This window comes from Coleofasciculus sp. FACHB-542, from assembly GCF_014695825.1.
Lineage (GTDB): Bacteria > Cyanobacteriota > Cyanobacteriia > Cyanobacteriales > FACHB-T130 > FACHB-T130.
In genome coordinates this window covers 124,924-150,293 of the sequence record NZ_JACJPB010000019.1, presented here as the reverse complement: position 1 = coordinate 150,293, position 25,370 = coordinate 124,924, and the positions used below count along the sequence as shown (strand labels likewise).

General features: G+C 48.4%; 16 protein-coding genes and 1 tRNA gene. 13 read left to right on the top strand and 4 right to left on the bottom strand.

Going from position 1 to position 25,370, the window contains the following annotated elements; genetic code table 11:
• Positions 1–129: 129 nt before the first annotated feature.
• The 7 genes from plsX (at position 130) to H6F52_RS05160 (ending at position 5,801) form a co-directional block, all read left to right on the top strand.
• A complete protein-coding gene (gene plsX, locus H6F52_RS05190; RefSeq protein ID WP_190415645.1) occupies positions 130–1,161 on the top strand; it encodes a phosphate acyltransferase PlsX in 1,032 nt (343 codons plus the stop codon).
• Positions 1,162–1,288: 127 nt separating this feature from the next.
• A complete protein-coding gene (locus tag H6F52_RS05185; RefSeq protein ID WP_190428836.1) occupies positions 1,289–2,287 on the top strand; it encodes a beta-ketoacyl-ACP synthase 3 in 999 nt (332 codons plus the stop codon).
• 239 nt (positions 2,288–2,526) lie between these two features.
• The gene (gene fabD, locus H6F52_RS05180; RefSeq protein ID WP_190415641.1) at positions 2,527–3,414 is read left to right on the top strand and encodes an ACP S-malonyltransferase; all 888 of its coding nucleotides are present in this window, start codon (positions 2,527–2,529) and stop codon (positions 3,412–3,414) included.
• On the top strand, positions 3,404–3,541 hold the full coding sequence (locus H6F52_RS05175) for a hypothetical protein (protein WP_190428837.1): 138 nt from the start codon (positions 3,404–3,406) through the stop codon (positions 3,539–3,541). The genes fabD and H6F52_RS05175 overlap by 11 nt, the downstream gene beginning before the upstream one ends.
• 13 nt (positions 3,542–3,554) lie before the next feature.
• Entirely contained in the window at positions 3,555–4,193 is a 639-nt protein-coding gene (locus tag H6F52_RS05170) for a lysophospholipid acyltransferase family protein (protein ID WP_190532547.1), read from the top strand.
• A 181-nt stretch (positions 4,194–4,374) separates the two neighbouring features.
• Positions 4,375–5,424, top strand: coding sequence for an AI-2E family transporter (locus H6F52_RS05165; RefSeq protein WP_190415744.1), 1,050 nt, complete (start codon positions 4,375–4,377; stop codon positions 5,422–5,424).
• Positions 5,425–5,498: 74 nt separating this feature from the next.
• Positions 5,499–5,801 carry a DUF2288 domain-containing protein gene (locus H6F52_RS05160; RefSeq protein WP_190415638.1) on the top strand — a complete coding sequence of 101 codons (303 nt, stop codon included), beginning with the start codon at positions 5,499–5,501 and terminating at the stop codon, positions 5,799–5,801.
• Here the strand turns inward: H6F52_RS05160 and H6F52_RS05155 are convergent.
• The 4 genes from H6F52_RS05155 to gndA form a co-directional block, all read right to left on the bottom strand.
• Positions 5,740–6,417: a YdcF family protein gene (locus H6F52_RS05155; protein ID WP_190532494.1), complete on the bottom strand. Its 678-nt coding sequence runs from the start codon at positions 6,415–6,417 to the stop codon at positions 5,740–5,742. The two genes, H6F52_RS05160 and H6F52_RS05155, sit on opposite strands and share 62 nt — an antisense overlap.
• 143 nt (positions 6,418–6,560) lie before the next feature.
• Positions 6,561–6,634 (bottom strand) — tRNA-Arg (locus H6F52_RS05150).
• Between the two features lie 49 nt (positions 6,635–6,683).
• The gene (locus H6F52_RS05145; protein WP_190532491.1) at positions 6,684–7,757 is read right to left on the bottom strand and encodes a tocopherol cyclase family protein; all 1,074 of its coding nucleotides are present in this window, start codon (positions 7,755–7,757) and stop codon (positions 6,684–6,686) included.
• A 342-nt stretch (positions 7,758–8,099) separates the two neighbouring features.
• Positions 8,100–9,596, bottom strand: a complete 1,497-nt coding sequence (gene gndA / locus H6F52_RS05140) for an NADP-dependent phosphogluconate dehydrogenase (RefSeq protein ID WP_190440791.1) — start codon at positions 9,594–9,596, stop codon at positions 8,100–8,102.
• A gap of 230 nt (positions 9,597–9,826) precedes the next feature.
• Between gndA and H6F52_RS05135 the strand changes: the two genes are divergently transcribed.
• The 6 genes from H6F52_RS05135 to H6F52_RS05110 all read left to right on the top strand — a co-directional run bounded on the left by H6F52_RS05135 (position 9,827) and on the right by H6F52_RS05110 (position 24,929).
• Positions 9,827–10,765, top strand: coding sequence for a Ycf66 family protein (locus H6F52_RS05135; RefSeq protein ID WP_190532488.1), 939 nt, complete (start codon positions 9,827–9,829; stop codon positions 10,763–10,765).
• Positions 10,766–11,064: 299 nt separating this feature from the next.
• Entirely contained in the window at positions 11,065–13,992 is a 2,928-nt protein-coding gene (gene ileS, locus H6F52_RS05130) for an isoleucine--tRNA ligase (RefSeq protein ID WP_190532485.1), read from the top strand.
• A gap of 571 nt (positions 13,993–14,563) precedes the next feature.
• Positions 14,564–15,487, top strand: a complete 924-nt coding sequence (locus H6F52_RS05125) for an isopeptide-forming domain-containing fimbrial protein (protein WP_190532482.1) — start codon at positions 14,564–14,566, stop codon at positions 15,485–15,487.
• Positions 15,487–19,542, top strand: coding sequence for a hypothetical protein (locus H6F52_RS05120; protein WP_190532479.1), 4,056 nt, complete (start codon positions 15,487–15,489; stop codon positions 19,540–19,542). Before H6F52_RS05125 ends, H6F52_RS05120 begins: the two co-directional genes overlap by 1 nt.
• A 90-nt stretch (positions 19,543–19,632) precedes the next feature.
• Entirely contained in the window at positions 19,633–21,747 is a 2,115-nt protein-coding gene (locus H6F52_RS05115; protein WP_190532476.1) for an OmpA family protein, read from the top strand.
• A 107-nt stretch (positions 21,748–21,854) separates the two neighbouring features.
• On the top strand, positions 21,855–24,929 hold the full coding sequence (locus tag H6F52_RS05110; RefSeq protein ID WP_190532473.1) for a DUF11 domain-containing protein: 3,075 nt from the start codon (positions 21,855–21,857) through the stop codon (positions 24,927–24,929).
• Positions 24,930–25,370: the final 441 nt, after the last annotated feature.

The following is a 25,370-nucleotide window of genomic DNA, read 5'->3' as shown; positions in this document are numbered from 1 at the left end:
GTACCATTTTTTTCAGCATTCTTTTATTTATCCTTCCTGCGTCCTGTTTCATCCTCCCGGATTGGCCCCGGTTTCTCCACGAGTCATCGGGTACTGGTAGAATTTTTAAGGTTTATATCACTTTGATCAATGGGATCGACTCGCGCACGGATCGCAATTGACGCTATGGGTGGCGACCACGCCCCCGCCGAAATCGTTGCTGGAGCGCTTAGGGCACAGGAAGAATTAGACGTAGAGGTTTTGCTGGTGGGCGATCCTCATCAGATTGAAGCTTCCCTAGGGCAACACACCAGTTCTCATCTTCCTCAAATTGTGCCTTCTGAGGGCACAATTGAAATGCACGAGGAGCCTCTAAGTGGTTTAAAACGCAAGCCCAAGGCTTCGATCAACGTAGCAATGGATTTGGTAAAACAAAAACAAGCCCAAGCAGTAGTGTCAGCGGGTCATTCAGGAGCCGCTATGGCATCTGCTCTGCTGCGACTGGGACGCCTTCGGGGGATCGACCGCCCCGCCATCGGAGCAGTTTTGCCAACGATGGTAGCTAGTAAATCAGTGCTAATTCTCGATGTCGGCGCAAATGTCGATTGTCGTCCTAAATTTTTGGAGCAGTTCGCACTGATGGGATCGATTTACAGCCAGTATGTGCTGGGTGTAGACGTTCCTAAAGTCGGCTTACTCAACATTGGTGAAGAAGAATGTAAGGGGAACGATCTAGCGGTTCGCACTTACCAAAGGCTGCAAGAGAATTCGCAAATTTGCTTTACTGGCAATGCCGAAGGGCGAGATGTCCTGACGGGTAATTTTGATGTGGTCGTTTGCGATGGTTTTGCCGGGAATGTTTTGTTGAAATTTGCTGAAGCCGTTGGTGAGGCAGTATTGCAAATCCTCCAGGAAGAGTTACCTCAAGGACTGCGCGGGCAAGTCGGCACGGCTCTGTTGAAACCAAACTTGCGGCGAATAAAGCAGCGAGTCGACCACGCGGAACATGGCGGTTGCTTGTTGTTGGGGGTAGGAGGCATTTGTATTATTAGCCACGGTAGCTCCCAGGCTCCGTCAATTTTCAACGCGATTCGCATCGCGAAAGAAGCTGTTGATAACCAGGTACTGGAGCGAATTCAGTCTCAAGATATCAGTGCTAAACAATCGGCAATCGGCGAATAGCAACAAGTATGAAGGATGAAGTGTAAAATGTGACATTCCAGCGTCGATCGTTTAGAATTAATCGATTTAGCTAAAAGCTAAAATGCTGATAGCTGATACCTAAAGACCCCAGCAAGCATGGAGAGCAATGTTGCAACAAACAGGCGTCGGCGTCGCCATTACCGGAAGCGGCTCTGCGATCCCCTCAGGTTCTCTGGATAATCATGGACTCACTCAGCTGGTAGATACTTCCGATGATTGGATCGCCAGCCGCACCGGGATTTGTCAGCGACGGCTGGCGGGTGAGGAGTCCTTATGTTCGATCGCCACACTCGCGGCACAAAGAGCGATCGTAATGGCTGGGATCGCCCCAGAAGACCTGGATTTAATTATTCTGGCAACCTCAACTGCCGATGATTTGTTCGGGAGTGCCTCAGCAATTCAGTTTCAACTGGGAGCATCTAGGGCGGTAGCTTTTGATTTAACAGCCGCTTGCTCTGGATTTGTCTTTGGTCTAGTTACGGCATCGCAGTTTATCCGCACCGGCGTCTATCAAAATGTCTTGCTGATTGGGGCTGATATTCTGTCGCGCTGGGTAGATTGGTCAGATCGGGGAACCTGCGTGTTATTTGGGGATGGTGCTGGTGCCATTGTCATGCAGGCGAGCGATCGCGATCGCCTGCTGGGATTTGAACTCCGCAGTGATGGAACCCAGCACAAATCCCTCAGCCTAGCCTACACGGCACAGCCTAAAGAACTGGTTCCTGGGATCAACGTCCAAGCTGGCACTTACCACCCCATCACCATGAACGGTAAGGAAGTTTATCGCTTTGCCGTGCAAAAAGTGCCGGAAGTGCTGGAAAAAGCAATGTTTCGCGCAAATATCAGCATTGAACAAATTGACTGGTTGCTTTTACATCAAGCCAATCAGCGAATTCTTGATGCCGTCGCCCAACGCTTAAAGATTCCTGCTGAAAAAGTCATTAGCAATCTTGCTAACTACGGCAATACTTCTGCTGCTTCCATTCCCTTAGCGCTGGATGAAGCTGTGCGAGAAGGCAAAATTAAACCAGGAGACATGATTGCAACTTCCGGCTTTGGCGCGGGTCTAACGTGGGGCGCAGCGATTTTCCAATGGGGCAGATAAATCAATTTTAGATTTTGAATTTTGCGGAGGTCGGAGATTCTCTGCCTCCAATAATTTTCGATAGGTGGATTGGTAATGGGTAATGAAAGTTAGGAGTGTTAAGGATTGAGTTTTAAGGCAAGAAAGAAATTCTTGAAGTCAAAACTCAGACGCGATCAATTGCGCCTCTAAAACTGAAAACTTTTCTCCAATTACCTATTGCTAATTGCCAATTACGAATTACCAATTACCAATGACCAATGACAAAGACCGCATGGGTGTTTCCTGGGCAAGGTTCTCAGGCAATCGGAATGGGAGTGGATTTATTAGACTTGCCAGAGGCAAAGGCTAAATTTGAGCAAGCCGAGCAAATTTTAGGCTGGTCTGTACCAGAAATCTGTCAGAGTCAGGAAGATAAATTATCCCGCACTCTTTATACCCAGCCCAGCCTGTATGTGGTAGAAAGCATTTTAGCGGATCGAATGCAAGCTGGGAGACATCAACCTAACCTCGTTGCCGGTCACAGTCTGGGAGAATACGTTGCTCTCTACGTCGCCGGTGTCTTTGACTTTGAGGCGGGGTTGCGCCTAGTGAAACGTCGGGCAGAATTTATGGATAGTGCGTCCGATGGCATGATGGCAGCGCTGATTGGCTTTGACCGCGAACAGCTAGAACAACAAATTCAGCAGACCCCTGACGTTGTGTTAGCCAACGACAACAGTTCCGCCCAAGTCGTCATCTCTGGAACGCCAGAAGCGGTGGAGGCAGTGCTAAGTCAAGTAAAGGTTAAGCGTGTTGTCCGCTTGAATGTTTCAGGAGCCTTTCACTCTCCCTTAATGGCGGAAGCTGCCGCCGAGTTCCAGGTAGTTTTGGAGTCAGTTCCATTTAATTCTGCTCAAGTGCCAGTGCTGTCAAATGTGGAACCTGTCCCATCTGTGGACGCTGATATTTTAAAAGAGCGCCTCATCCGTCAGATGACCGGCTCGGTGCGGTGGCGAGAAATTTCCCTACAATTGCCAGTACAAGGAATTTCGCAGGTTGTGGAAATTGGTCCAGGGAAAGTCCTTACGGGTTTAATTAAACGTACTTGCCCCGATTTAACTTTGGAAAACGTGGGTAGTGTTGCAGAGTTGCCGAATGCAGAATAAAGTCCGGCGACCGCAACAGCGCGTGCGAGTGAGAGAATGGAAAAATTCCCTCCTTCCCTCATCAGCCAGGGAACGAGAAAAATCAGACAAGGTGGTTAAAGGTTTACAGCGAGAGTACGGTGGATAGCGAATTATCTAATCTGGGCAGAAGCCGCGAGCCTGTTTCGAGTTTAGTTCTATACCACCTGTTTAAGTGGTCGGTGGTCAGCCCCGTGCTTCATGCCTACCTGCGAGGTCGGATTTATGGATGCGAACACGTTCCTCCGATTGGACCACTTCTAGTGGTTAGCAATCATGCCAGTGATTTCGATCCGCCGATTTTGTCCTGCTGCGTGCGACGACCCGTAGCGTATATGGCAAAAGAAGAACTGTTTCGAGTCCCTGTTTTGAAGCAGGCAATTAAGTTGTATGGTGCTTACCCCGTCAAGCGGGGTTCCGCAGACCGGAGTGCGATTCGTTCGGCGCTGTCTCTCCTAGAGGAAGGGTGGGCGGTCGGTGTCTTTTTACAAGGAACGCGGACGCCAGACGCCAGAATTTCAGACCCAAAGCTAGGTGCTGCGCTGATTGCCGCCAAGGCGAAGGTGCCGTTGCTGCCCGTTAGTTTGTGGGGTACGGAAGCGATTTTTAAGAAAGGTTCGCTGGTTCCGCGTCCGGTGCCAGTAACGGTGCGGATTGGTCAGGTAATTAATCCTCCTAATTCAACAGACCGGGATGAGTTACAGGCGGTAACGCAAAAATGCGCCACAGCGATTCATGCTTTACACGATTTAGGCCGTTAAAGAATTTCAAAAGACAAGATTTTCTCGGCGAAATTAAAACGTTGGGATGATGTCCTGACAGTTGCGCTTTCAGTAGGATTAGGTTATTCCAAATCTGTCTGGATATCCGGCTATTGGTTCATTCAATAAAGAAATGAGTCAATCACCAGGATTCTGGATTAAATCACCATCCCAAAAAGAAATGAGCGAACCTTCTGCCAAGTATCTTTTGCAGCGTCTGAACAATTTGGCATTGGTTAGATTTTTGCTTTTCGTTGCTTCTGGCTGGGCGTTTGTAAAAATTTTAGCTTACTTTGAAACAGTTATTGTCATTTTTACATTTGCAGCTATTGTCGCTTTTCTACTGAGTTATCCCGTGCGATCGCTAACTCGTTTTGTGCCTCACGGTGTTGCTGTTACCGTGGTCTTTATTCTAGGCATGATCGTGATTGCTAGTCTTACTGTCACAGTTGGTTTAACAGTTGTATCGCAAGGGCAACAATTAATTTCTAGCTTAACAACCTTTTTAAATTCTTTAATTCCTTTGGCTTATCAAATAGAAAAATTCCTTTTAAGATTCAATGTTCAAGTAAATTTGAGCATAATTCAAGAACAATTTCAGAATCAAATCGTCTCATCACTGGGGTTAGGAATCGGTTATAGCTTAACGACTATACAAGTATTTTTTGCCAATTTTCTTAATTTGATATTAATTTCCGTTATTTCTTTTTTTATGTTGCTAGATGGAGAAAAGCTTTGGAAGCTTATTCTTAAGCTTGTTCCTGCACATTTACAAAATAGATTTACCATTGTCATTCAACGCAAGTTTCTCGGATTTTTTCGAGGACAGATGGTTTTATGTTTATTTCTGACTACGACTACTTTTTTGGTTTTTTTAATTTTAAATGTACCATTTCCCTTACTTTTGGCAATTATTGCTGGATTATTCGATTTAATCCCTGGGATTGGAGCTACTTTAGGGGTGGGTATTGTTTTTCTTATTTTATTGTCTCAGAGTGTTTGGTTAGCCGTTCAAGTAGTTGTTGTTTGTATCATAATTCAGCAAGTACAAGACAATTTCATCACGCCCCGGATTATGCAAAATTCGCTTAATATTAATCCAGTTGTTGTATTTTTCGCCTTACTAGTAGGTGCTAGAGTAGCAGGATTACTCGGAATTTTTATTGCAATTCCGATTACTGGAGTCATTGTCAGTTTATTTGAAATTGACGAAATGAAAGCAGAATCTTAGAGGAATGACATGAAGAGTAGCAGCTTCTATAAAATAGATTAAAATAAAATTTACTGGAATCAAAACAAGTAAAAATGCAGGGTTTAAGAGAAGAATTAGCAGAATTGCTAGATGAGGCTGAGTGGAACTGGCTGATGCCTCATGCGGAACGGGAGGCTGTGGTTATCGTAGCTCAAGAGCTGGACTTGCTAGATGTTGGGGTAGCGATCGCTAATGATGATGTTTCCTCTGTGCAGCACTGGATTAGCGAACAATTGATTTACAAGCCCTCCGAAGCTCAGAAACAAGATTGGAACGACAACAAAAACAAGCGATTCAGCGCTCTGATTGTGTCGCCTTATGTCTTGGTGAAAGAAACGGCAACGATTCCTGCTTAATCTGATTTGATGACTGACCGAGGGTGGCTCCCGTATAGCCGGTAGTCACCCAAAGAATGGCTCTGGCTCCATCCCGAATTGATTTCTCAATCGGCTCCTGCGGTATGTCCGAAGGCACGACCACGGGCTTTAGAGTAATGCCCCGACTGCCTAAAACAATCTCTCCAATGACTCTGGCGCGGCGCATATGATAGTCAGAGGTAATTAAATAGATGCTGGTGATCCCAAGACTCTGCAACTCATCAACCAGCGTCGTAAAGTTCGTAACCGTATCCACCGCCTGATAGTCCAAATGCAGGCGACTAGGGGCAACCCCAGCTTTGGCAAAAACCCGTTTAACGTAAGCTTTGTTAGTGCTACCTGAAGAAACCCAGATGGGCAAATCTGAATGCTGACGAGCCATTCTTGCTGCCAACTTCTCCCGCTCCAAGGCTGAGGTAGAGCCACCCAAAACTAACATTGCCTGGGGTTTGACCAGGCTTTTTTTAACTTCCTTGTAACCAAACCACAGCGCCACGGGCAGAGCGAGCATTAGCAGCCGAGAATATCTACTTTTAGAGCGCGAGGGCTTGGAAGACAAGTGTTTTTGTCGGCTAGCACCAATTTTCAGGATCATCAATCAATTGAAAAAGCCGTGTTTACATGGGAAGCGATACGCACGAAGCGCGATCGCTAACTGGTTAAAATTCCCTATCCTAGCTAGCGTCCACATAGATACACTCCACTGGGCGACTAACTGTTTTAGAGAGTAGCAGACAACGGGACTGGCCAGGCTCGAACCGGCGACCTAGCGCTTAGGAGGCGCTCGCTCTATCCAACTGAGCTACAGCCCCAATTCTAAGGCGATCATAGCAGCCCAAGGGCAGCATTACCCAGTTGAATTTAAGTAGACCGCCAGGTTTCTTCCCAAGAGCCACCGCCTGTTTCCAATCCACATAGAGAACTGCCAGCTTTCAGGATGATTTTAGATTTGTCACCCCGTTGGCGCAGTTCTAGGTCAACTTGACCGTTCATCGTGTCGCGACAACAAAAGATTAAACCCTTTTCCGTGGGGGCACGCAGGAGAGTCCCCGGTAGATTTGTAGTAGCGGTTAACTCAACTTCAAACTCGGAGTTATGAGCTTGCATTTGCCAGCTGCCCCAAGGCTCGATATTCCAACTTACTTTCGAGTTCCAGGGTACAAATTCATAAAATTTTCCTTGATAGTGCAAGCCAATCATCGCCACCGATTCCATCCACCACAGCACCCCGCGTCTGCCTCCACCAGCCGTTAAGGCGATATCTGAAGACTCATCAAAACTATTGCAATTCAGCCAGAACCATTTTTGAGGAAAAGAGCGCCCCCAGTTTTTTTCACCGTAGGCAGGGGCGTTGGTGAAGTCGTAGCGTTTTCCATTCCACTCAATCCAGCCAGTTGCCAGCCCGTGAGCCATCAAAATTTGCCATCCCGGTTCAAAAATCGGGAAAGAAGACAACCATCCGGCTGTTGATTGTTGTGGCTGATTTAGATTTCCCCATCCATATACAGGTTTAATTTCATACTGCCAACGCGCTTGAGAACCCGTGCCCGGATCGTGTAAAGCTCCCTGATGCCAAGTAGCGGTAGCTTGATAGCCATCCTGAACGTGACGCTCAAAAGCCTCTGGAGGGAGGTAGGCGGGTTTGATGGATAAATCGGTTTTGCCCCAGTGTCCCAAGGCTAAAACGTCCCGCGATGCCCAGAATTTGTTGACATCTGGGAAAGTCCGGCAAAGGTAACTATCTTCGGGACCCAGAATTTGGGCAGCACCGCCGCTGTGGGGTTGATTGCCTAGGGGATCTTCGAGGGAGTACATGAAAGCAAAGGTATGTCCGCAATCTGGTAAGGTGACGCGGTAGTACCAACCTTCAAAGAATCGCTGACTGGTGCCGTCCCACTGGTAGCCACTGTGAGGCGTTTGTAAAGGATTTTGCATCAATTCAAATTCCTAACTGTTTCTCAGAATAGCGATCGCCCATTCTCTGCTCCCTGGATGCTGGATTCAAATACCCCAGATCCAGTTTGTGCATGAATTCGTGTAGGCAGAGTTCTTTATTAGAAAAATCTGGCTCATGAATCGCAAAGAAAAAGGATCTGAGGAGTTGCCTTAAATCTTCACCCAAAACCGATGGGGAAAGACGCGATCGCGCAGCGTCTACCCAGAAGAATAACGACCCTCCATCTGGAAATTTCCTAAATTTTTGGCGTCCGGAGCCAAAAGCTGTTGAAATCGCGACAACGACAGTCGGGCGGGCAATGCCCGCCCGACTACTCCTATTTATGTAATCGTTGTGCGTACAACTTCCGCAGGATCTTGGGCTTGCAGTGGCTCAGGCGTAGAGGTTTGAACGCTTTCCTCATCGACTTGAGTCCACTCGGTATGGAAGAAGCCTGCTTTGTCAATGCGCTCGTAGGTATGAGCACCAAAGTAGTCGCGCTGAGCTTGGGTAAGATTTTGCGGCAAGCGATCGCGTCGGTAACTATCGAAGTAATCTAGCGACGCGCTGAATGCCGGAACTGGAATCCCCAGCTTCGCCGACTGCGCTAATACCTCCCGCCAAGCATCCTGGCGATCCAAAATGGTCTGCTTAAACTCAGGAGCCAAGAGCAAATTAGGCAACTCTGGATTGTCCTTGAAAGCAGATTTAATCTTATTCAAGAATCCGGCTCGAATAATGCAACCACCCTTCCAAATCCGGGCAGTTTCGCTCAAATTCAGGTCATAGGAATAAGCCTTCGACGCCGAACTCAATAGCGCCATCCCTTGGGCGTAAGAGCAAATCTTCGAGCAATACAGAGCATCACGGATTTGGTTAATGAAGGTTTTGGCGTCTCCCTCATACTTGCCACTAGGACCCGTTAATATCTCCGAAGCAGCCACCCGTTCCTTCTTAAAGGCAGACATGATCCGGGCATTCACCGCCGCCGTCATCGTTGGAATAGCGATCCCCAGCTCCAGCGCACTCTGCACCGTCCAGCGACCCGTCCCTTTCTGCCCAGCCGCATCGAGAATCACATCGACCAGAGGCTGACGAGTGTCGGGGTCTCGGTAATTGAAAATATCAGCTGTAATCTCAATCAAATAAGAATTGAGTTCATCAGTCGTATTCCATTCGGCGAATACTTGGTGTAGTTGGTTCGCGTCTAGCCCCAACGCATTCTTGAGCAAGTCGTATGCCTCTGCAATCAGCTGCATATCGCCGTACTCAATGCCATTGTGTACCATCTTGACGTAGTGACCGGCACCCGCAGGGCCGATGTAGGTGACACAGGGGCCATCATCCACCTGAGCCGCAATTTTCGTCAAAATTGGTTCCAGATACTCATAGGAGCTTTTCGTACCTCCCGGCATCAGACTAGGGCCATTTAGCGCTCCTTCTTCACCTCCACTAACGCCCATCCCGATAAATCTGAACCCAGATGGCTCTAATTCGCGGGTGCGACGAGCGGTATCGTCAAATAAGGAGTTGCCACCATCAATAATGATGTCACCCTCATCCAGTAACGGTTTGAGCTGGTTAATCACCGCATCTACCGGCGCACCCGCTTTCACCATAATCAGGATTTTGCGAGGGCGTTCTAAGGATTGGACAAAATCTTCAATGGAATAGGCGGCATAGACATTTTTGCCCTGCGCTCGCTCAGCCATAAAGGCATCCGTTTTTTCTGGAGTGCGATTATAGACGGAAATGGGGAACCCATTACGCTCCACATTCAGCGCCAAGTTCTCGCCCATGACCGCCAAACCAATCACACCAAAGCTCTGCTGTGTCATAAGATTCAATGTTCAACTCTGCAATGCTTTTGAACAGTTGCTTTTCCTTCAGAGTAGCCCGATATCCTGAGAGTTTTCCCTAAAGAAGATATTAAGAGTCGCAAAAGTAGTACCGCCTCCTTCGGCGAAGAATCAACAATTGAAACAGCAGATTTAGTTTTTATTTGTATCTAAGTCAACAATCTCAAGCAGAATTGAAACATAGACACAAGTTTTGGAGCATCCACGAAATGCTGGCATATATCCTAGCGATCGCTGTTGCAGTCGGTAGCTTCGCCCTTTACATGGCGGCTTTCTTTTTCCCCGAAGTACACCGAAAGAGTGATTTTATCTGGAGTGGGGTGGGATTGTTCTATGCCCTGGTTTTATGGGTGTGTGCTGGACGCATCACCGGCGGTGTGCTGCTAGGTCAAATCGCTAGCGTAGCGCTAGTCGGTTGGTTAGGTTGGGAAACCCTGACATTACGACGCAGTCTCACCCCCGCAGCGCAGCAAACTGAGATTCCGAGTCCCGAAGCATTGCAGGAAAAACTGACCAGTTTATCCATACCGCAGCGGATAACCAGTCTATTTGCAACTTTTAAGGACAAAGCTCAGCAGACGGCAAGTAAAGTGACTCAGGGCAAATCGGGCACTGGAACCCCCCAATCAGGGGCATCCAAGACGACACCTGCGCCTACCTCCACCGACGCCGGAAAACCCCGTGTTACCGTGCTGGATAACCGGACGGATGAAGATGAGGATGAAACGGTGTTACTCAATCAACCACCCGTTTCACCCGCACCCTCAAAGCCGGAATCCCAGCCGGAATCTCAGATGGAAGTAATATCCGTCCCATCTGAAGAAAGTGTCCAAGACACAGACTTGGATGACTTGGAACCCCCAGCATCTGTAGAAGCAACTACAGGAGAAACAGTCATAACACCAGAGACTGCCCCATCCTCACCTTCAGAGGTGGAGGCTAACCCAGAAGCTAACCCAGAAAATGTGCCCGAACCCGTTCGTCCGAACCCACCCGACCCCGAACTGGTGGAAGCTGCTCTAGAAGATGCTGAAGAAAAGCATATTCCAGCTTCACCTCCAGAACCAGCCCATGAAGAAACAAGTGACTCGGTGAGTGGAACAGAGCAGGCAAATCAGCCGTTAGAAAATCCACCCAACCCAACTTAAAAATAAAGGTTAGGAGGAAAATGAATCCCGAAGATGTTGCATAGCGCCAAAAAAGCAGCGGAAGATATAGCAGTCTTGAATGCTTTCTAAAGCGAGATCCCAGACTTCTCTCTTGAAGTTTGGGATCTGAAGGACGGGCATCTTACAGCTAAAATCGGATTGCGATCGCTGCTTATTCCATTTTCTTGCTTTGTGTTCTGTGCATCTTTGCGGTTCATTTTTCCGCTGCAACTTGAAGAGATTGCGATTTGTAACCGATAATGATTGAAAGCAACTCAATCATTTCTCGGCATTAAACTGTGACAGAAACAGGGAACTACAAAGACACCGTTAATCTGCCCAAAACCCAATTTGATATGCGGGCGAACGCTATTAAGCGGGAACCGGAACTGCAAAAATTTTGGGCAGACCAGCAAATTTACGAGCGACTGTCGCAGAACAATCCCGGCGAAATTTTTGTTTTGCATGATGGGCCGCCCTATGCCAATGGTTCGCTCCACATTGGTCATGCTTTAAATAAAATCCTCAAAGACATCATCAACCGCTACCAGCTCCTGCAAGGGCGCAAAGTTCGCTACGTTCCGGGTTGGGATTGTCACGGCTTGCCGATTGAGTTGAAAGTCCTTCAGCAAATGAAGCCAGCAGAGCGGCAAAATCTGACACCTCTGGATCTCCGCCACAAAGCCAGAGATTTTGCGCTTCATACAGTAGACGAGCAGCGCCAAAGCTTCCAACGTTACGGTGTCTGGGGCGACTGGGAGCATCCGTATCTGACTTTAAAACCAGAGTACGAAGCCGCTCAAATTGGCGTCTTCGGTGAGATGGTGCTGAAGGGATATATTTATCGCGGTTTAAAGCCAGTTCACTGGAGTCCTAGTTCTAAAACGGCGCTGGCTGAGGCAGAGTTAGAGTATCCCGAAGATTCTGAAGGTCGCCCAGCTCATACCTCGCGCAGCCTTTATGCAGCTTTCCAGATGACGAATCTGGGGCCAGCCGTGCGATCGCAATTGCAACCATTCTTGCCCGATTTGGGGGTGGCGATTTGGACGACGACGCCTTGGACGATTCCCGCCAACCTAGCGGTGAGCCTGAATCCAGACCTGACCTACGCAGTGGTGGAAGTGGAGGCGGATTCTCTACCAATTTCAACCAAATACCTGTTAGTAGCTGCCGATTTGGTAGAACGCTTGTCAACGACGCTCTCGACCAATCTCACGGTAAAAGCGACAGTACCGGGTAAAGATTTGGAACACAGCACTTACCGACACCCACTCTTCGACCGCGAGAGTCCGATTGTGATTGGGGGCGATTATGTCACCACTGATTCCGGCACGGGATTAGTTCACACGGCTCCCGGTCATGGGGATGAGGATTACAAAGTCGGTCAACGCTATGGTTTGCCGCTGCTGTCGCCAGTAGATGCCGATGGAAACTTCACGCAAGAAGCAGGGCAGTTTGCCGGGTTGAACGTCTTGGGTGATGGAAATCAGGCAGTGATTGATGCGCTCAGCCAAGCGCGATCGCTACTGAAAGAGGAACCCTACGTTCACAAATATCCTTACGACTGGCGCACGAAAAAGCCGACCATTTATCGAGCCACAGAACAATGGTTTGCATCGGTGGAGGGATTTAGAGAAGAGGCGCTAAAAGCGATCGCCTCCGTGACCTGGATTCCCGCTCAAGGTGAAAATCGGATCACGGCAATGGTCGCGGATCGTTCCGATTGGTGTATCTCCCGTCAACGCAACTGGGGCGTGCCAATTCCCGTTTTCTACGACCTAGAAACCAACGAACCGCTACTGAACGAGGAAACCATCGCCCACGTCCAGGCAATCATTGCTGAAAAGGGTTCGGATGTCTGGTGGGAAAGGTCCGTAGAAGAACTCTTGCCAGAAAGTTATCGCCATAACGGTCGCAGCTACCGCAAAGGCACGGATACGATGGATGTCTGGTTTGACTCTGGCTCCTCTTGGGCGGCGGTAGCGAAACAGCGACCAGAATTGGAATATCCAGCAGATATCTATTTAGAAGGCTCCGATCAGCACCGGGGTTGGTTCCAATCGAGTTTGCTCACGAGTGTGGCAACGAACGACATCGCGCCCTACAAAACTGTCTTGACCCACGGCTTTACCTTGGATGAGCAGGGACGCAAGATGAGTAAATCTCTGGGGAATGTCATCGACCCCTCGATTGTCATCAATGGGGGCAAAAATCAAAAAGAAGAGCCACCCTACGGTGCTGACGTTTTGCGCTTGTGGGTTTCTTCGGTGGATTATTCTTCAGATGTCCCCATCAGCAAGAACATCCTCAAACAGATGGGAGATGTTAGAAACAAGATTCGCAATACGGCGCGGTTCTTATTAGGAAATCTACACGATTTTGACCCAACTAAAGATGCAGTACCTTACGAACAACTGCCAGAACTCGACCGCTATATGTTGCACCGGATGACAGAAGTCTTCGGGGAAGTCACGCAAGCATTTGAGAGTTTCCAGTTCTTCCGCTTTTTTCAAACAGTGCAGAATTTCTGCGTTGTTGACTTGTCCAATTTTTATCTAGATATTGCCAAAGATCGGCTTTATATTAGCGCTCCAGATAGCTTCCGTCGCCGTAGTTGCCAGACAGTTTTGGCGATCGCTCTGGAAAATTTAGCGCGCGCGATCGCGCCGGTTCTCTGTCATACAGCAGAAGATATTTGGCAATATCTCCCCTATCCCACACCCTACAAATCCGTGTTTGAATCGGGGTGGGTGAAGTTAGAGGAGCATTGGAAAGCTCCAAAATTGGCAGGATTTTGGCAACAATTGCGACAAATCCGCACTGAGGTGAATAAGGTGATGGAGCAAGCAAGGGCAGAAAAAATGATTGGTTCTTCTCTGGAAGCCAAGGTATTACTTTATGTCCCGAATGCGGAGTTCCGTTCTTTACTGCAAGCCTTGAATTTGAATTCAGCCCTCCATTCCCATTCTCCGTCTTCAGGACTGGGTAATCGAGTAGATGAGCTGAGATACTTGTTTATTTCCTCCCAAGTAGAGTTGCTAGATTCTCCGGAAGCATTGCAAGGCTTAAAATACAGTTCGCAGACAGAAACTTTATCGATTGGCGTAGTTAAAGCAGACGGGGAAAAATGCGATCGCTGCTGGAACTACTCGATTCATGTCGGCGAATCTGCCGAGCATCCCCTATTGTGCGAACGTTGTATTCCTGCTTTAGTTGGTGAATTTTAGGTCGCAAAAAGCGATGGCTTCGCCTCGGCTAAGACCTTACGCTCTTTCCTCCACCCTGCCATCCCCTACGCTTCCAGTTCCCTCCCTGCTTGCGGGGAGGGGTTAGGGGTGGGGTTCTTTTATGATGAGCAATTAGTATAGATTCTTCACCATTACATAGCATTACATAGCGTCAGAGTAGTCAACGCCGCTCAAATTTGCCCCAAATTTAGAAACTTCAGATTTTGAGTAAAATTGGCAATTTATTAATAATTTCGCGCTCAAGAACAGGCTGATGCAAAGGTAAAAGACAAATATTAATAATCTTTAGTTAATTTCATCTACCAAAAGTTATAAAAAAATTATTAAAACTTAAAAGGAAACTCTTCCTCTAGCAATATTCCTTATAAAATTCTCTTGCGGAAGCGACTCAGATACAGGTATTGTCGTAGATCGTAGAAACCTGGTAGTGTAAGTTTCACCTAATCAGGGTCTATACCCCTCAGGGAGCATCAGGGAGTCTACCACCACAATTTCTTTATCTCTCTAACAGTCCAGCAATGGGGTGTTTTGTTTAGTTAATCTCTGAAGAATGAAATCCCTGCAACCTCTGTTGGGGCGTACCTACCTGCGTCTAACAGCTATCCTAACGTGTTCGTTTGCTTTTGCTTTTCAGTCGTTGCCCGTTAGCGCAATAGACATCTTGAATACCGCCTCTGCTGCGGGTGACAATCTCCCCCCAGAAGGCGTGAAATCCAATGAAACTTCAGTAACAGCGGGTCAAGCGGCTCTAGAACTGATCAAAACAGGCGATCGCGCCGCAGCAGAACCGGGCGACACGGTTGTTTATCGCTTGGCGTTGAAAAATACCGGCACAGCCACTGCCAGCAATATCAGCATTACAGACACCCTACCTGTGGGCTTACGGTATGTGCCGGAGTCCTTGCAAGCCTCGCTGACCACTGGCTCCAGTACTGCCCAAACCACTATACAGCCCGCTTCCACGTCCAACCGGACAGTTACCTTTAATTTTCCCAAACTTGAGCCGAACCAAACTCTGAACGTGGTTTATGCCGCCGTGGTAACGCCAGACGCCATTCGCGGTAACGGGAGAAATCAAGCACAAGAAACGCGGAGCAACATCGCCAGCCATCAGTTGCGGATTCGACCCGGCATTTTGTCAGACTGCGGCACCCTGATTGGGCGAGTATTTGTCGATAAAAACTTTGATGGCGAACAGCAGCCAGGAGAAGCAGGAGTGCCCAATGCTGTAATTTTTATGGATGACGGCAACCGCATCACGACCGATGCCAACGGTTTATTCTCACTTGCCAATGTTATCTCTGGCTACCGCACCGGCACGCTGGATTTAACCAGTCTACCGGGCTACACTCTGGCTCCCAACCAAAAATTTATTGAGCGCAATAGTCAGTCCCGCCTGGTGCAACTCGAACCGGGAGGATTAGTACGGATGAATTTCGGGGTGACACCCACCTATCGGGAGGGCAAGCAGTGATGAACCACCAGGCAAAAGGCAAAAAGCAGCCGCCAAAAGATGGGATTTTGCCGTATTTCTCGTTCTTTTTACTGTTTACTTTTTATTTCTTACTTCCTCGCTCCGCGAAGGCAAATGAACTGTCTGCACCCCCTCAAGGTGGACTTGCAGAAGATTCTGAGTTTGCAATTAAAAATTCCACCACTCTCCCTGCAATCGAGCAGGCGGCTGCTCTAGAGACGACACCAGAGAATTCAGAAGTCTTGGGCGCAAATTTAGAATTTGCTGTCCCAGATTCAGCAGAAATTCTAGATTTAGCTCAAAATACTGCACCAACAGCTTCACCGTCCACTTTAGTAGAGAAAGCGGTAGGGGAGGCAGAACCAGCAACATCAGCTCCCAGCCTCGTAGCGCCTCAAAATACCGCGCCGACGGCTTCACCCCTCCCTGAACTTCAAGAAGAGGTTGGGTCAGCTTCTGAGAACTCGACAACAACCGTACCAACCGCCAGCGAGCTGAGACAGTCAATCCCTCAAACGAATGCCCAGCAAACCTCTCAGCAAACTTCCGATGGGATTTTGGCACCTACCGAAGTTCGGATTCTGACCCCTGAAAGTGGAGTATTGGGGGAGGCTTCTACGAATCTCGTCGTTCAGTACCACACCCAAGCTCAGGTAAAAGTCAGCGTCAACAAAAAACCACTGGATGCCAAAACATCCACCCAGATAGAGCGAAACGAAGCCCAAAATATTGTTACTCAGGTTTGGTACAACGTCCCTCTAGAGAAAGGCGAGAACACAATTACAGTGCAAGCGAATAACGGCACCTCGGCAAGTGTCAAGCTAACTGTAAAAAGGACAACTGCCCAAACCTTAGAAATTGCTCCGGTGAGCGATGCTCGGATTCCCGCTGATGGGCGATCGCTATTGCCCCTAGCAGGGAGAATCACCAATGAGAATGGGGAATTAATCCGCGAAGACACAATTGTAACTTTAACGACTAGCGCCGGTAAGTTTGTCGGTGCTGACGAGGATAAAGATCGAGCCGGATTTCAGGTGATTGCCAGAGGAGGACAATTTACCGCCCAACTGCAATCGGGTTTGGAAGCGCAGAAAGTCCGCATTCGAGCCGCTACAGAGGGGAATCGGTTAGAAGGGATTCGGGTTGGGAAAGACGCTCATCCTACCCCAATTAACCAATCCCCAAACTCCAATCCCCTATCTCCCAATCTCCAGCAATCTCCCATCCCCTCGAATACCCAATACCCGCCAGTACCGCCGACTGATAACCCCGTTGCTTATACCCAAGATGAAATATCTGCTAACACCCTTTCCGCTAACACCCTAGAAACTTATACGCAGGTAGAATTTATCACTAATCTGCGTCCTTCCTTGGTTTCGGGCGTGGTGAATCTGCGAATTGGCCCTAAAGGAACAAACTTCTGGGGACCGCGCCGAGAGTTTCTGAATCCGGATACCATCGACGATGGCACCAATATCGATTTGAGTGCTGCTGTTTTCGCCACAGGTAAAGTGGGGGAATGGCTGCTCACCGGCGCATATAATAGCGCTCGTCCGCTCAACCAAACTTGCGATGGCATCACCACCCTGTTCCGGGGGCCGCAATTCTGCGAGCAACAATATCCCGTCTATGGCGATAGCTCCACCGTTGATTATCTAACCCCCTCAAAAGATAGCCTGTATTTCCGTCTGGAACGCACTTCCCCAGTTTTTGGTGCCGAACCAGACTATGTAATGTGGGGAGATTACAACACCACAGAATTCGCCCGCGCCTCCCAGCTATTTAGCGCTACGTCTCGCCAGCTACACGGGTTCAAAGGCAACTATAACCTGGGCAATCTGCAAATCACTGCCCTCTATAGCCCGGATGTCGAAGGATTCCAGCGAGATACCGTTGCTCCCAATGGCACCAGCGGCTATTATTTTCTATCTCGTCGTCTGCTTGTCCCTGGTAGTGAAAGTGTTTTCCTAGAAACAGAAGAAATTAATCGTCCGGGAACGGTGACATCGCGCAAACCCCTGGTTCGTGGGCCTGACTACGAAATTGACTACGACCGGGGGACGCTGCTATTCCGTCGTCCCATCTTTGCCACGCGATTTGACCCGTTTGGCGTGACTCAGGTGCAGCGAATTGTCGTCACTTACCAGCATGAAGGGGTTGATAGCGAAGAGACAAATATTTATGCGGGACGAGCGCAGTATAACTTCTCACAGGACTTGAATCGCCAAGCTTGGGTGGGAGGTAGCTATTTTCGGCAAGATGAGGGATTGCAGGATTTTGAGCTATTGGGTGCGGATTTCCTGTTCCCTTTAGGGAATAGTGGTCAAATTGTTGGGGAATATGCCCGCTCAGCTCATAATTCTCCTTTTAACGGAGATATGAACGGCAATGCTTATCGACTAGAAGCGTATGGTGCGATCGCTAAAAGCATTCTCGCTCGCGCTTATTACCGTTCTGTCGAGGAAAATTTCTCCAATAATGCGACAACCAGTTTTACCCCCGGTCAAACGAGATACGGCGCAAATATTGCCGCCCAACTTAGCCAAACCACTTCGCTGACTGCTAGCTACGACCACGAGGTAAATTTTGGTACGGCACCCTTAGAACGGGTTGAATTCTTTGATATTTTTAACCCTCAACCCCAACCCACACCCGGTGAAAAAGTCGATAATTCTCTAACCACAGTTCGCGCCGGAATTCTGCAAAAGTTTGGGGCTTCAGACCTCAGCTTAGAATACGTCAATCGCTCCCGCGACGACCGTATCGGCGACACCTTCGACAGCAACGCCAGCCAAATTGTCTCTCGCCTCAACGTTGCTTTAAATGATGCCCTAACCTTTCGGGCACAAAATGAACTGAACTTGGGAAACGGCAGCGATGCCCTTTATCCCGACCGTACTACCTTTGGGCTGGATTGGGCAGTGATGGAAGGGGTAGCTTTGCGACTCGCCCACCAATTTGTAGACACTAGAGTCTTTGGTCGCAATTCCATCACCAGCCTGGACACACTGGTAGAACAAAAACTCGGCGAAAACACCTCCATTACAGGTCGCTACTCGATTATCAGCGGCTTCAACACCATCACCGGGCAAGGGGCGGTCGGGTTAAACCACCGTTGGGTTGTTGCCCCTGGATTGCGAGTCCATTTGGGTTACGAGCATATCTTCAGCGACCTATTTAGCCGCACCGCCGCCGGACCGCGATTTGAACAGCCCTACGCTACTGGACAAAGTGCTTCCTCCTTAGGACTCAGCGGCGGCGACGCTTACAGTGTTGGGGTGGAATATACCGACAATCCCAATTTCCAAGCATCCGCCCGATTCGAGCATCGTACCGGCTCTGGCGGCAGTAACACCGTGATTTCTGGCGCTGCTGCCGGTAAACTTTCTCCTGCCGTGACTGCCTTAGTGCGCTATCAACAAGCAAGTGCTTCTAACCAGTTGTTATATGCCTTGGGAGACACGATGAATGTCAAGCTGGGCATGGCTTACCGCAATCCCAACTCTGACAAGTGGAATGGTTTGTTGAGTTATGAATATCGCCGCAACCCCTCCACAATCCCAGAGACATTGCTACTAGGGAGTGGCACGGGTTACAGAGATCACATCATCGCTGCGGAGGCGATTTATGCTCCTTCCTGGCGGTGGGAATTTTATGGCAAATATGCCATGCGAAACAGCACTACCGATTTAGCGAATAACTTCAGCAACTCTTCGACTGTGTTTCTGGCACAGTTCCGGACGATGTACCGGCTGGGATATCGCTGGGATGTGGCGGGGGAAGCTCGTTGGATTGGACAACCCGACACAAATTTTAATGAAACTGGCTTCGCTTTAGAGGCGGGTTATTATGTGACGCCAGACTTGCGAGCTTCGCTGGGATATAGCTTTGGCAGTGTAGATGACCGCGATTTTAGCGGCTATCGGTCAGAGGGTGGCGTTTATTTTGGCTTAACGCTGAAGGTAAATGAATTACTCGGCGGCTTCGGGCGACAAAAAGTGTCACCGCCTCAGCAGCAAGAATCCCAGGTGCAACCAGTCGCGGTAGAGAGGTAATGGGGAATGAGAAAGGGGTAATTGGTAATGGGTAATCGGTAAAGAATAACCAATTATCGATCGCTGCTCGCTAATCACGAATGACTACAAATGAACGCTAAAAAATTTCTCTTACCTTTTGTTTTTTTACTGTTGCCTGTTTCTGCAACTGCTCAAACAGAAAATTTAAAAGTTGTTGTTAATAGCAACCAGGATGGAGCCGTTAATCCAGATGATGCCTTAACCCTGCGGGAAGCGATTGAGATTGTCAATGGTACATTGCCTTTAGATCGTCTCAGTAGCGCCGAAAAAAGCCTAGTTTCAAGTAATGGTGGTACAGGTTCGCTGATTGCTTTTAATTTGCCGTCAGCAGATACCACCATCCGTCTCGTTGATGTGTTGCCACCCTTGGCGAGTCCGGGATTGATCGTCGATGGGACAACTCAACCGGAGTATGACTCTGAAGGTTCTGCAACCGCCGAGATTGCAATTCCGATTCCGGTAGTCGCGATCGCTCCCGCAGCCGATAGAGAAGTCTTCCGGGGCTTAACAGTTGTTGCGGATGGGGTGACAATTCGCGGATTAAGCCTCTACGGTTTCACCTCCCGCCACCGCGCCACTGCTACCTTGCCACCCGCAGACATTTTTATCGATAATCCTCAGTCTGCTGCAATTAAGGGAGCCGCGAATGGTCAAAAGTTACCCGAGAACCGGGAAAGCGAACCATCACCAATCTCCAATTCCCCGAAAAATGTAGTCATTGAGAACAACTGGTTAGGGATTCCGCCGGATCAAAGTGTACCGCAGCAAACTTCGGCATTTGGGGTATTTGTATTTAACAGCTTGGGGACAACAATCCAACGAAACCGGATTTCTTACCACGATGGCAGCGGAATTATTACCTCTGTCCAAGCTCAAAATTTGCAAGTGACAGAAAACATTATTGTTGGCAACGGGATTGCGGGAATGCCCGATGCAATTCGCTTAGAAGGGATGATTGATAAGACGCAGGTTAGCGCCAACTTGATTTGCGGCAACGATGGCAGCGGCGTCTTTTTATTTAAACCCCAAGGTGCGGCGCAAATTAATAATAACCAAATTATTTATAACGGTCGTCGCTTGCGTCGGGCAGCAGTTTACCTGATGGGGAACGATCATCAGGTAATCAATAACCAAATTGGTCATCAAACCGGACCGGGTGTCGTGGTTGCATCTTATCCCAAGAGCGATCGCAACATCATTCAATCCAATCGCTACTTCGATTTAGCCGGTTTGAGCATTGACTTAATCGCTCAACAAAACACGGGTGTCCAAGATTACCAAAGAGGAGATGGCCCTAATCTACCTCGAAATTCGCCCAATCGTCGCCTGGATACGGCTAACTCAGCGATTAATGCCCCCCAGTTCATCAGCCGCGAATTTTTTGTCCTGGGTAATAAAACCAATCTGTATGGAACTGCCGATCCGGGTTCTCAGGTGACAATTTATCGAGTGGAGGAGAATACCGAGACGCCCTATAGCCCTTTAAGGGAACTGCTGACAACGGTCGCAGCAGATGATGCGGGAAAATTTAGCCTCACGCTCGATAATTTACAACCAGGAGATAGAGTCAGCGCGATCGCGACTATCCCAAAATACGGCACCTCCGAACCCGCTGCCAATGCTGAAATTGTGTCACCGTCACCAGTCGGCGACCGGGTGAACCTCTCTTCCACCACCAACTTTACCAGCACGAATATATTGCGAAGCAGACTGCGGACAATTCCTCAATGTACCACCGCACCCGCTCCGCCAGTGGTACAAGTGCCGCCGGAAGAACCGCCACCGCCAGAACCCATCCGCATCCAGGTGCCAACCAACGTCCACTTTGCTCTCGACAAAGCCACGATTAGTCCAGAAAGTGCCAGAGTTCTGGATCGAATTGCCGAAGTTTTACAAGCAAATCCCCCGATTGTGATTGAGCTTCGAGGTCACACCGACCCTCGTGCCAGCGATGCATATAATCTTGACTTGTCAAATCGGCGCGCGATCGCAGTGAGAAATTATTTATTGCGTCAAGGCATTGCCCCAGAACGCATGACAATTCGTGCCTTGGGTGAATCTCAGCCGCGAGTAACCGGAAGAAACCGTCTAGATTATGCCCGGAATCGTCGGGTCGAATTTATCTTCCAAGATGCCAGAGGCATCGAGCTATTTGTCCAAGAAGAGGATTTGCAGTTGGAGTAGGAAAAAGGCTCTCATGCTCTCAGGGAAAAGAAAAAAATAATTCTTGATGAGAGCCTTTTACTTTTTGATGATATTGCCAGACAAAGTGCGAGGAGACTGTTAGTTTGATGTTGAAATTTTACCCGCATCCCCCAACGAATCAAACTCCCTTTAGCTGCTGGAGTCGCCTTTGCGGTAGCCTTGCCCTTGCCATCTGTGCCATTAGTGCTGGTAGTGAAGTTGCATATGCTGAAGGCAGTCGGGAACTGACCAATAACCCAGGCAATCGCCCATTTCTAGAATATCGAAACGCTAATTTTGAGACTACTGATATACCGCGTCGAACCAGAATTCGGGTTTACGCGAATGCAGGAGAAACAATCTATCTTGGTTCCAGTGCCGTCGGTGTTGGAGATGGCGAGATCCAATATAGACCGCCTAATAGCAATGCTTTTACTTCTTGTGGTGCAGGTATCGGTAAGATCGAAAACCGAGCGCAAGAGGAAGCAGGCCCTCTACCTGTCAATCCCCAAGGCTACAGCCCCTGCACAATTACGGCGGCTCAAACTTCATCTGCTGGAGATGGCATTTGGGAAATCGACTTTGTCAGCCCAGATCCTCAAAGCGATAACAATCCGTACGAAAATAGCGCCAATGCGCCTCAAATACAAAACAGCTATAGCTGGACAGCAACAGATCAGCTGAATGATGTTCCTTGGGTTTTAGCTTGGGATGTCACAGTCGCCAACGGAAATCAACCTATCCCCGGTCGAGCCTATGCAAATTATTTTTCTCTCAACTTGGGAGCCAATGGGCGAAGTCTCCGTTCCAAAGCCTTTGTTTTGACTGATGAAGGCTATCAGTACCAAATCGATTTAAATGGTCTCGACCCCTTTGGATTTATCTTTTTTGCCAATAACAAAGGTTTTACGGCAAATCCAAACGGCAGTCCGATTTACCAATCTGTTCCGCTTATAGGAAGTAACGTATATAACCCGGATCAGCCAGATTTCGGGACGGATGTCACCTATAAAATCTTCTTTAATCAACCCAGTTCTACCCTGCCGCTGCAAGCACCCATAACTCCAGCCAGTGGTGGTCAGACATGGCTACTGACACCAGCCGTGGCACCTCCTACTCCCACTGATTTTAAATTTACAGGCACAGAGGGAACTAACGGTCAGGCGGGTACAACTACTCCATTGGGAGGAAATTTTAGCTTTAACACCCCGGCATCGGGCAGCTACCAGATTATTCTTGATCTCAACCAAGACAAAAAATACGGTACTGGAAACGATCGCATACTAGTAGGAACCGCAGATGTTGGGATCAACACTGTACCTTGGGATGGCTTAGATGCGAATGGAGCGACTATCCCTCCTAGTAATATCGCTTACGGTGCCCAAATCGTACTTAGTGCCGGTGAAATTCATTTTCCATTTCTAGATCCTGAAAGCAACCCGAATGGCTTGAAAATCCTGCGGCTTAATAATCCCACTCCGGCAAGTAATCCGGCACCGCCTCCTGATAGGGTCTACTATAATGACGCTCCTTTAGTAAAAAACCCGCCTCCCCCACAAGCACCTAACCCTCTGAGCGCCCTAGCAGGGATTTCCAGCAGCAATGGTGCCCATGCATTTCAAGGGGTTGGTAAGGAAGGTTTTGGTAATAACAGAGGTATTGATACTTGGACATACTACCCATCTACACTCACCAATCTTGAGCAAGGCATCACCATATCCGAAGCCGATTTGCAGATTCAAAAAACGCTGGTGACGAGTCCAGTGGTTGCAGGCAGTCCTGTTACCTACACCCTCACCGTTACCAACAACGGCCCCTCTAACGTGACTGGAGCAACGGTAACAGATAACGTTCCGGAGCAAATCACTGGAGTTACTTGGACTTGCGCCATTACAACCGGAACTGGTAGTTGCGGACAACCTAGCGGTACGGGAAATGCTATCAACACAACAGTAAATCTAAATAGCGGAGCTGTTGCTAGCTATACCGTTACAGGTGCCATCTCTCCCATAACTCCATCTGGAGAATTAAGCAACACAGCAACGGTCACGCGACCGAAGGATGTAACCGACCCCAATCCTAACAACAACACATCAAGCACTATAACCACTATTCAACCGAACCCAGTTACGCCCACTGGCATCAAGTCAGTTCGTCTGGTCACGGATGCAGATGCTAGCAGCTCTGTGACGACTGGAGATACGGTTGAATTCACGATTACCTATGTTAATAACTCCGCTACCCCAGTCACTAACTTTCTAGCAACTGACAGCATTGATGCCAGTAAATTGAGTTTTGTCGCTGGCAGTTATAGCTTTACAGCCTCTGGTACTGGAACAACAGTGACACAGAATCCCAACTACAACGGTACGACTGACCCGAACCTTACAAATCCGACAGCTTTGGGCACATTAAGTGGAAATGGTGGTCGGGTGGTCATCAAGTTTCAGGCAATTATTACGGCGGCTGCTGGGGTGCAAATTAGCAACCAAGCTGTTGCCACATCAACAGGTGGCACCGTTAACTCGTCGGTTACAGATGCCATTCAAGGGAATGGCGGCTTGCCTCAAATTGTAGATGATGGAATTAATCAAGGAAACCTTGCCAATACTGGGGATGATGACCCGACTGTACTAACGGTCGCTTCACCTGGGAATGGGAATCTGCGTTTGGTGAAGCGAATTACATCTGTGACTAGAAACGGTGTGCTGCTGAGTGGGATTAACTTCAATAGTTTTGTAGATGACCCAAACAGCGATAATGACAATGCATCTGGGTGGTCGCAACTGTCGCCCATAGGAGTTTCCACCATAGCCGCTGAAACAGCTTTGAGAAGCGGCGACCAAGTCGAGTACACGATTTATTTTCTCTCTGATGGAACTGCTCCAGCTAACAATGTCAGATTCTGCGATCCGATTCCTACCGGGACAACATTTTTTCCTGACAGCTTTGGTTCGGGTGCGGGAATTTCGGTGAATCGCGCTGGGACAATTGCCAACCGGACGAATGCTTCAGATGCAGATGAAGGGACATTTCTCTCGCCACTTGCTCCTTTACCTGCGGGGAATGGTTGTCCTAACCAAAATAATGCTGATGGAGCGGTAACTGTGAATTTGGGTAATATTTCTAATGCAACAGGTAGTAATTATGGTTTTACCCGCTTCCGCGTCAAAATAAACTAATCTTTATTGACTACGTTTATAACAAGCCTGATGGGGTTTCAATCAAGTTAATTTAACAACAGTAAAAATGCGAACAAAGTATGACAAATAGCGTACTTACCTGCCTAGGCTCATACCTTTTTCTGTAACACCGATGGCACTATTTTTGGAGAAAATGGGTGTTTTGATGACTTAAAGAACATTGGGAAACTGATTTTGTAGCAGCAGCTTTGGCAAGAGAGCGATCGCTCTCTCGCCCTTAATAAATCATTCTGTGACTTTCCACACTTGAGGCGCAACTCGTTCGTTCGGCGGGATATTGAAATAATCCACTTTTTGCGACGCTTGTTAACTATTTAATCAATGGGAAGCAGAGAAGATGTTCGCGCGACGCCCTTCTCTGCTCAAACATACATCTACCTATAGAAATATTTACGTCATTAATGCAATAATTCTGTATTT